We start from the raw sequence: 7,759 nt of genomic DNA, 5'->3' as shown, positions 1-7,759 counted from the left end.
CCACAGGTTGTTCCTGAGCGAACGGGATATCGTGCAAACGGCACGCAACGCAGGTTGTCCTGAGCGAACGGGATATCGTGCAAACGGCACCCAACGCAGGTTGTTCCTGAGTGAACGGGATATCGTATAAACGGCACGCAACGCGGGTTGTTCCTGAGCGAACGTGATATCGTATAAACGGCACGCAACGTAGGTTGTTCCAGAGCGAACGGGATATTGTATCTACATTGTAGTGCGTCCCGGCTTCCCGTGGAAATAGATAGACATTATTCGCTTCATAGTCCATGCCTATAGAAGGCATAAAAAGGCGCTTTCGGCCGTTTGGCCGAAAGCGCCCGGTCTTCTTTACCTGCGGTGCGGCTTGCGCGAGCGCGGCGGGCCGAGAATCTCGGCCCACATTACGGCGCGCGCCAGGTCGTCCCGCGTCAGCGCGGACTCCGATCCCGCAGCGCCTCCTGCGCCCCGCAAAGCCCCTTCTCCCGCCCGCGAAGACGTCCTTGCGGCCTTTGGCCGCACCGGCGCCGCATAGGCGTCGTAACGCTCCCCAGTAGCGCCGTCCGCAGACGGGCCGGCCCCGGAGCCGTAGGCATCCGATGTCGCCCCTCGGGTCGCGTCGGGCGCCGGGAAGCCGCTCGGCCCCGCCAGCGGCATTTCTGCAGCCGGCGGCCGTTCGCTATCGTATGGCTCCCTGGTCGCCGCGGGCCGTTCCGCTTCGCCTTCTTCCGCTAGACGCTTCGCCTGCTGCGGCCGCTGGGGCGGCCGAGGGAAGCCCCCGCCGCCGAAGTCCGGCATCCGGCCGGCGGGACGCGCCGGTTGTCCGGGACGCTGCGGCTTCTCCAGCGGCGAGCGGCGCAGGAGGGAGAACAGAATGCCGAGCACCACGAGAATGATAGGCAAATTCTTGAGGATCAGATTGATCAGCTGTTCCATCGCGCTCAGCGCTCCTCTTTGCCGTCACCATGGCCCGCGTCGCGGCCGATCGATCCGCGCATCTGGGTGTCGGCTTCGAGGTTCTTCAGATTCATGTAATCCATGACGCCCATCTTGCCGCTGCGTAGCGCCTCCGCCATGGCGAGCGGCACGTCGGACTCGGATTCGACGACTTTGGCGCGCATCTCGACGACTCTCGCCTTCATCTCCTGCTCCTGCGCCACGGCCATCGCGCGACGTTCCTCGGCTTTCGCCTGCGCGATGCGCTTGTCGGCTTCCGCCTGCTCGGTCTGCAGATGCGCGCCGATGTTCTTGCCTACGTCCACGTCCGCGATATCGATGGACAGAATCTCGAACGCCGTGCCGGCGTCCAGCCCTTTGTTCAGGACCGTGCGCGAGATCAGATCCGGGTTCTCCAGCACGTCCTTGTGGGAATTCGAACTGCCCACGGTCGTGACGATGCCCTCGCCGACGCGGGCGATGATCGTCTCTTCGCCGGCGCCGCCGACGAGCCGGTCGATGTTCGCCCGGACCGTCACGCGCGCCTTGACCTTCACTTCGATACCGTCCTTCGCCACGGCCGAGACGATCGGCGTCTCGATGACGCGCGGGTTGACGCTCATCTGAACGGCTTGGAGCACGTCCCGGCCGGCCAGGTCGATCGCCGCCGCCCGCTCGAACACGAGCGGAATATTGGCCCGCTGGGCCGCGATCAAAGCATTAACGACGCGGTCCACGTTGCCTCCCGCGAGGAAATGGCTCTCCAACTGGTTGATGTTCAGCCCTAAACCAGCTTTGGTCGCCTTAATCAGCGGATTGACGATCCGGCTCGGGATGACCCTCCGCAGCCGCATCGCGACCAGGGTAATGATGCTGATCCGCACGCCGGAAGCGAGCGCCGAGATCCACAGCATGAACGGGAAGAAGCTGAAGAACACGATCAACACGATCACAATCAAAGCGGCGATAATCAAAAATTGTACGTCCGAACCCATGTGATCCCTCCAATAAAAATAGTCGTATGGTTTGTTGCCAAAAAGCCTGCCGAAGGGACTAGCGGACTTCCTCCACCAGGATCCGGGTCCCGTCCGTCGACGTCACCCGGACGCGGCGCCCGCGGTCTACGAACTCGCCCGACGTCACGACGTCGATCCGCTTGCCGTCGACCTCCGCGATGCCGGCCGGCCGGAGCGCGGAGACGGCGACGCCTTCGCGGCCGATCCAGCTCTCCCGCACGTCCGCGTGGGGCACGTAGCCTTGTTCCGAAGTCAGCTGGTCCTTCAAGATGAATCGGTTCCAGATGCCCTTCCGCCTGAAAATATAGGCGACGATCACGACCAGGACGAGCGCGACCAGCAGCGCCCAACCCAAGGATCTCATCGCGTCGCCGGTGTCGTAAGCCGCCGTCACGATGCCCCCGATGATCCCGGCGGCCCCGAGGAGCCCCAGGATGCCGAAGCTCGGTACGAACATCTCCAGCACGAGCAGCGCCACCCCGGCGATGAAGAACACGATCGACTCCATGCCCGCGAAGCCCGCGATGCCTTGCCCGAAGAAATACAGGGCGAACGCGGCCAATCCGACGATACCGGGTACGCCGAATCCAGGAACCAGCAGCTCGATCAGTATACCCGCAATCCCGACGATCAGCAGCAGCGTCGAGATTCCCGGCTGGGTCACGGTCTGGGCAACTCGCTCCAGGATCGTAGGCTTCAGCGAAACGACCGACCGGTCCTGCAATCCGCTCTCCGACAGCAGTTCGCCGATCGAGCCCGCAGTCGCATCGGCGTAGCCTACTTTGCGGGCTTCTTCCGCGGTCAGAGAGATGATCTCGCCTTTGGCCTTCGTACGACCCAGCTCCTTAAGCTCGACGGTCCGCTCCGGATCGACCATGCCGGCGGCGATCTCCGGGGGGCGGCCGTTCAGCTCGGCTGCGGCCACCATCTCGCTCGTCCAGTGCGAGACGATCTTGGGACTCTCTACCGCTTGTCCGCTTCCGTTGACCACCATGGCCGATCCGATCGTCGATCCCGGCGACATGACCAGCCGATCGGCGTTCAGCGCCAGGTAAGCGCCGGCGGAAGCAGCCTTGCCGCTCACGAAGGCGACGGTCTCCACCTTGGAGGCGCGAATGCGCTTGCCGATATCCTCCGCGCTCGCCAAGCTGCCTCCCGGCGTATCGATATCGAGTACGATCAGCGAGGCGCCCGCCCCCTCCGCTTCCGCGAAGGCGCGGTCCACGAAGGAGGCCAATCCGTTCGCCACTTCCATCTGGATGGGGATAACGTATACATATCCTTCGGAGGTCTTCGCGCTTCCGGCGGCTTCGGCAGCCGCCGCCGTCCTCGTCGCGCCGAGGAGCGGCGCGGCCGTCAGGACGAGCAGTACGAATGATAGCGTATACAACAACGCGCGTCGGCCTAAGCGGTCATATCCGAATCCGAAGATGCGGCGCAATGGCATTCCTCCTTTATCTCGGCTATCGGTTCGGTTCTGCCGCGATCGGGCATCCCTTGCAAGCCGTTTCCTTATGATGTACTACGCGAAAAGGGGCCTTTGGTTTCATTGTGGGCCTACAGGAACCCGCTTAAACGCAAAAAGCACTCCCCCGAAAGGGAGTGCCTGTCGTTCTCGGAGAGAATCATTGCAGAAATTGCTGGACGATCTGGTTGACGAGTTTGCCGTCTGTGCGTCCCTTCACCTTGGGCATAAGAGCGCCCATCAACTTACCCATATCGGCTTTGGAAGAAGCACCGGTTTCTTGAATGGTCTGTGTAACGATGGCTTTGATTTCTTCTTCGTCCAGCTGTTTGGGAAGGTACTCGGTAATAATATCAATTTCTGCGGCTACGGTCGATGCGAGATCGTCGCGGCCCGCTTTGCCAAATTCCTGGAGGGAATCTTTGCGTTGTTTGACTTCGCGGCTCAGGATGTCGAGCACTTCGTTATCCTCAAGCGGGCGGCGCAGCTCAATCTCTTGATTCTTGACCGCCGCACGAATCATGCGAATGGTGGTCAGACGGAATTTGTCCTGCGCCCTCATCGCTTGCTTCATGTCTTCGTTCAAACGGTCCGCGAGGTTCATGTTGCGTAATTCCTCCTAGAACTTGCGTTTACGAGCAGCCTCGGATTTCTTTTTCCGCTTTACGCTCGGTTTCTCGTAGTGCTTGCGTTTTTTCAGTTCCGCGAGAACGCCGTCTTTAGCGATTGAACGCTTGAAGCGGCGGAGTGCAGCGTCGAGTGTTTCATTTTTGCGAACTTTCGTTTCGGACACCAGTTTTCCCTCCCTCCGGAACAGACCACAACACACGGTTATCAAACCTCATTATAGGTGATGAGGAAAGGGAGTGTCAACTTCCGCCTATCACCTCGGGTTTGCTTCCTACGCTTGCGCGGATGGAATGTTGAGCGGCCCCAGTTTTTCCCCGCCCAGCACGTGGAAATGCACATGGTAAACGACTTGTCCGCCGTCGGAACCGCAATTGTTGATCAGACGGTATCCGCTCTCGGACAGTCCCGCTTCCCGCGCGATCCGCTGTGCGGTCAGCACCACGTGTCCGAGCAGCTCGGCGTCGGCCGGTTCGGCGTCGTTCAACGTGGCCAGATGCTTCTTCGGGATGACCAGCAGATGAACGGGCGCTTGCGGCTGAATGTCCTTGAACGCGAGCACGCGGTCGTCTTCGTACACCTTGGTCGACGGGATCGTTCCTTGCGCGATCTTGCAGAACAGGCAATCCATTATGTACACCCTCCAACAAGTAACCTGAGCTTTCTCCCATCATAACGCATTCGCCCTAGGCGCGTCCAACGCAAATACCGACAAAAATAGACGAGTCCGCATCGCGCCCGATCGGGCGCGGCGCAGGCTGCCCTCCGCGCATGCAAAGCAAGCGGAACGTGACGATCCGAACGCCCGGAAGCGAACCGTCGGCCTCGCGGCCGCCGGGTTCTCCGGCCGCTCGCCGGCCAGGAATCCGCCGCCCTCTTTGGCCGCGCAACGCGCGGTCACGACGGCCGAGCCGCCCGGGAACAAGGTGAAGTACCCTACGTCCGCCTCCAGCCAATAATCGTCGCTCTCCTCCTCCGCGCGGACGTGCAGCGCGGCCGAAGCGCCTTCATTGGTCGTTTTATTCGAGCCCTTTGGCGAGCTGCTGCAGCTGATCGCGCGCCTGCCGCGCGACGGGGAGCCATTCGACGCCCGCCTGCATCTGCCTGTAGCGCTGATCGCCGGTCGGCACGCTGTAGGCCTGCAGCGTCTGCTCCAGCTCGACGGCTCCCGCATGGACCGTCTCGAGCGTTTTGCGCTCGTCGGCGGATAGCTCGCCGCCCTTCAGGCCGATCGGTTCGAGCTTGTCCTGGATCGCGTTCAACGGCAGCGTAACCGCGGAAGTGGCCTGATCCTTCGCCTCCCCTGCGCGGATGCCCGACTCGTACAGCAGGCCGAGGCATTCGCCGCCCGTCGGCGCCAGCCGTCCTTGCAGCGTTTGGGCGGCCAGCCGTCCTCCCTCGTCCTTCGCGGACAGCATGCCCGCCGAGTACTCCTCGAGCGCGCTCGCATACGCCTGGCAATACGTGTACCGCTCGGCCAGTCGGTGTCCGCGTTCCGTCTTCAGCGATTGGCTGTCCAGCAGGACGCGCGAGAACAGCACGACGATCAGGATCGCCATCAACGTCATGAGTATCAGCAGGACCGGTACGGTATACGTTCTTTTTCCGGTAGTCATCGTTCGAATTCCTCTCCTATGCGCAAGCGCTTATTCAGTAGGTGATACGGCTGCCCCGGCCTCCCGGTTCCGCGGGCGACACGAGCAAGCGGCGCGGCAGCCGCGCCTGAAGCTCCGGCACGTGGCTGATGACGCCGACGGCCAGCTCGTCCTGCTGCAGCTTCTCGAGCGAGGTGACGACGGTGTCCAGCAGCTCTTGATCCAAGGTGCCGAACCCTTCGTCCAGGAAGAAAAACTGCAGCGGATAACGTCCGCGCAGCTGAATCTGCGCGGACAGCGCGAGCGCCAGGGCCAGGGACGTCAGGAACGTCTCGCCGCCGGACAGCGTCGATACGGGACGTCGCAGCCCGCCGTTCGCGTCGTCGCGGATGACGAAGCCGCCGGAGGCGTCCACTTCGAGCGCGTACCGCCTGCGCGTCAGGAAGCCCAGCCGCTCGGAGGCGGTCCGGCACACCTGCTCGAGCTGCTCCTCCGCGATGTATTCCACGAAGGCGTTGCCCCGGAATACGGCTTGCAGTTGGGCCATCCGCGCCTGATCGGCCGCCAGTTCCGTCCGGTTCGCCTCCAACACTTCCCATCTTCCGCGGCGGGAAGCGAGATCTTCGGCATCGCGCTCGGCCTTGGCAACGGTCGCGGCCGCGCCCTCGGCATCCTGCCGCAGCGTATCCAGCCGCGCGGTGCTGGCGAGCCAATCCGCCTCGGCGACCGGCTCGCCCGACGTCTGACTGCGCAGCAGCTCCACTTGGCCCGCAAGCTGCTGTTCCGCCTGCCGGTAGGCGGCGACCCGCTCCTTCAGCGCGGCCGCTTCGCCGATGCGCGGCGAGAGCGCGCGAACCTCGTCCGCCGCGCCGAAGCCGCAGGCCGACAGCGCCTCGCGCAACCGGGCCGCCGTCCGCTCCCGCGCGGTCATCGCCCCCAGCTCGCGTTCCTGCGCCGCCGTCCGCGCCGCCTCCGCCGCCTGGAGCGCCCGCTGGGCCGCGTCGTGGTCCTCCTTTGCCGCGCGCACAGCGGCGCGCAAGGCGGCGAGCCGCGCTTCGGCCTGCGCGCTCAGCGCGGCCGCGGGCTCGCCTCCGGTCCACTCGCGCAGCTTCGCCTGAGCGCCGTCCAGGTTCGACGCGACGCTCTCCGCGCGGGCGCGTCCCTCCGCCATGCGGACGGCGAGCTCGTGTTTCTCGCGCTCTAGCGCCCGCAGCGCCGTCTCCTGCTCCTCGATGAACGCGACGCTCAGATCCAGCCGCTTGCGCAGCTCCCGCGACGTCTCTTCCGCTTGCGCGGCGGCGGCCGCCGCCGCTTCGACCTCTTCCGGACGCAGATCGGGGTAATCCCGAGCCCATCCTTGGCGCGCGGCCGCCTCTGCTTCCTCCTGCCGCCGGCGCTTGGCCGCGGCGGCATTCAGCGCCTCCGAGGCCGCGTCCGCCGCTTCGGCCGCTACGCCGCGCTCGCGGGCGACGGCGCTCGAAGCCGTCTCCCACTGGGTCTGCCATTCGGCGAGCCGCTCCAACTGCGCGCGGCGTTCGGCCCAGACCTCCCGCCGTTCCCGAAGGAGCGGCGCCCAGGCGGCCCATTCGTCCGGCCAGTCGTTCGCGGATGGCGAAGACGCCGCCTCCGCGCCGGCGGCCGCTTCCGACAAGGCCGCCGGCTGCGAGGACGCCGGCGAGGCCGAGCCGGATCCAGACGCCTCCCGAAGCCCGCGCAGACGCGACAGCTGCCAGGCGGCCCTGCCTGTTGCGTCGGACGACTCGCGACGCAGCTGCTCCCAATCCCGGACCATCCGCGCCCATTGTTCCGCGACCGCCGATTCGGCATCCGCGGCGTCGAGGGCGGGGTGCGCATGCGCGGGCGCCGGATGCGCCAAGCTGCCGCAGACCGGACAAGGACATCCCTCCGCCAAATCCGCCGCCAGCCGCGCGGAGGCGGTCCTCGCGGCCTCGCGCTCGCCGGCCGCGCCGGCGGCAATCGCCCCTCCGGCCAGTTCCGTCTCGAAGCGCTTCAGCTCCCGGACCGCCGCTGCCCAGTCGTCCGCAAGCGCGGCGCCTTGGCGTTCGGCTTCCTGCCTGGCGCGCTCGGCCTGGGCAAGCCTCTCCGCGCTCTCCCGCTCCTTGCGC

Annotated in this window: 8 protein-coding genes; all 8 read right to left on the bottom strand. The window is 65.0% G+C overall.

Features of this window, described 5'->3' with window-relative positions:
• Positions 1-345: 345 nt before the first annotated feature.
• Positions 346-930 carry a hypothetical protein gene (locus tag H7C19_RS33445; protein ID WP_185673425.1) on the bottom strand — a complete coding sequence of 195 codons (585 nt, stop codon included), beginning with the start codon at positions 928-930 and terminating at the stop codon, positions 346-348.
• Between the two features lie 5 nt (positions 931-935).
• The gene (gene floA / locus H7C19_RS33440) at positions 936-1,925 is read right to left on the bottom strand and encodes a flotillin-like protein FloA (RefSeq protein WP_185673424.1); all 990 of its coding nucleotides are present in this window, start codon (positions 1,923-1,925) and stop codon (positions 936-938) included.
• A 58-nt stretch (positions 1,926-1,983) separates the two neighbouring features.
• A complete protein-coding gene (locus H7C19_RS33435; RefSeq protein ID WP_246470190.1) occupies positions 1,984-3,387 on the bottom strand; it encodes an NfeD family protein in 1,404 nt (467 codons plus the stop codon).
• A gap of 184 nt (positions 3,388-3,571) precedes the next feature.
• A complete protein-coding gene (locus H7C19_RS33430) occupies positions 3,572-4,015 on the bottom strand; it encodes a GatB/YqeY domain-containing protein (protein WP_185673422.1) in 444 nt (147 codons plus the stop codon).
• A 15-nt stretch (positions 4,016-4,030) separates the two neighbouring features.
• The gene (gene rpsU, locus H7C19_RS33425) at positions 4,031-4,204 is read right to left on the bottom strand and encodes a 30S ribosomal protein S21 (protein WP_080840534.1); all 174 of its coding nucleotides are present in this window, start codon (positions 4,202-4,204) and stop codon (positions 4,031-4,033) included.
• A gap of 108 nt (positions 4,205-4,312) precedes the next feature.
• Complete coding sequence (locus H7C19_RS33420; protein ID WP_185673421.1) at positions 4,313-4,669, bottom strand: histidine triad nucleotide-binding protein; 357 nt, start codon at positions 4,667-4,669, stop codon at positions 4,313-4,315.
• Positions 4,670-5,057: 388 nt separating this feature from the next.
• The gene (locus H7C19_RS33415; RefSeq protein ID WP_185673420.1) at positions 5,058-5,654 is read right to left on the bottom strand and encodes a hypothetical protein; all 597 of its coding nucleotides are present in this window, start codon (positions 5,652-5,654) and stop codon (positions 5,058-5,060) included.
• 34 nt (positions 5,655-5,688) lie between these two features.
• Positions 5,689-7,759, bottom strand: a 2,071-nt coding sequence (locus tag H7C19_RS33410; protein WP_281385106.1) for an SbcC/MukB-like Walker B domain-containing protein, incomplete at its 5' end; no start/stop codon positions are given.

This window comes from Cohnella nanjingensis (genome assembly GCF_014212125.1).
Classification (GTDB): Bacteria; Bacillota; Bacilli; order Paenibacillales; family Paenibacillaceae; genus Cohnella; species Cohnella nanjingensis.
This window is presented reverse-complemented; position numbering and strand designations above follow the sequence as displayed.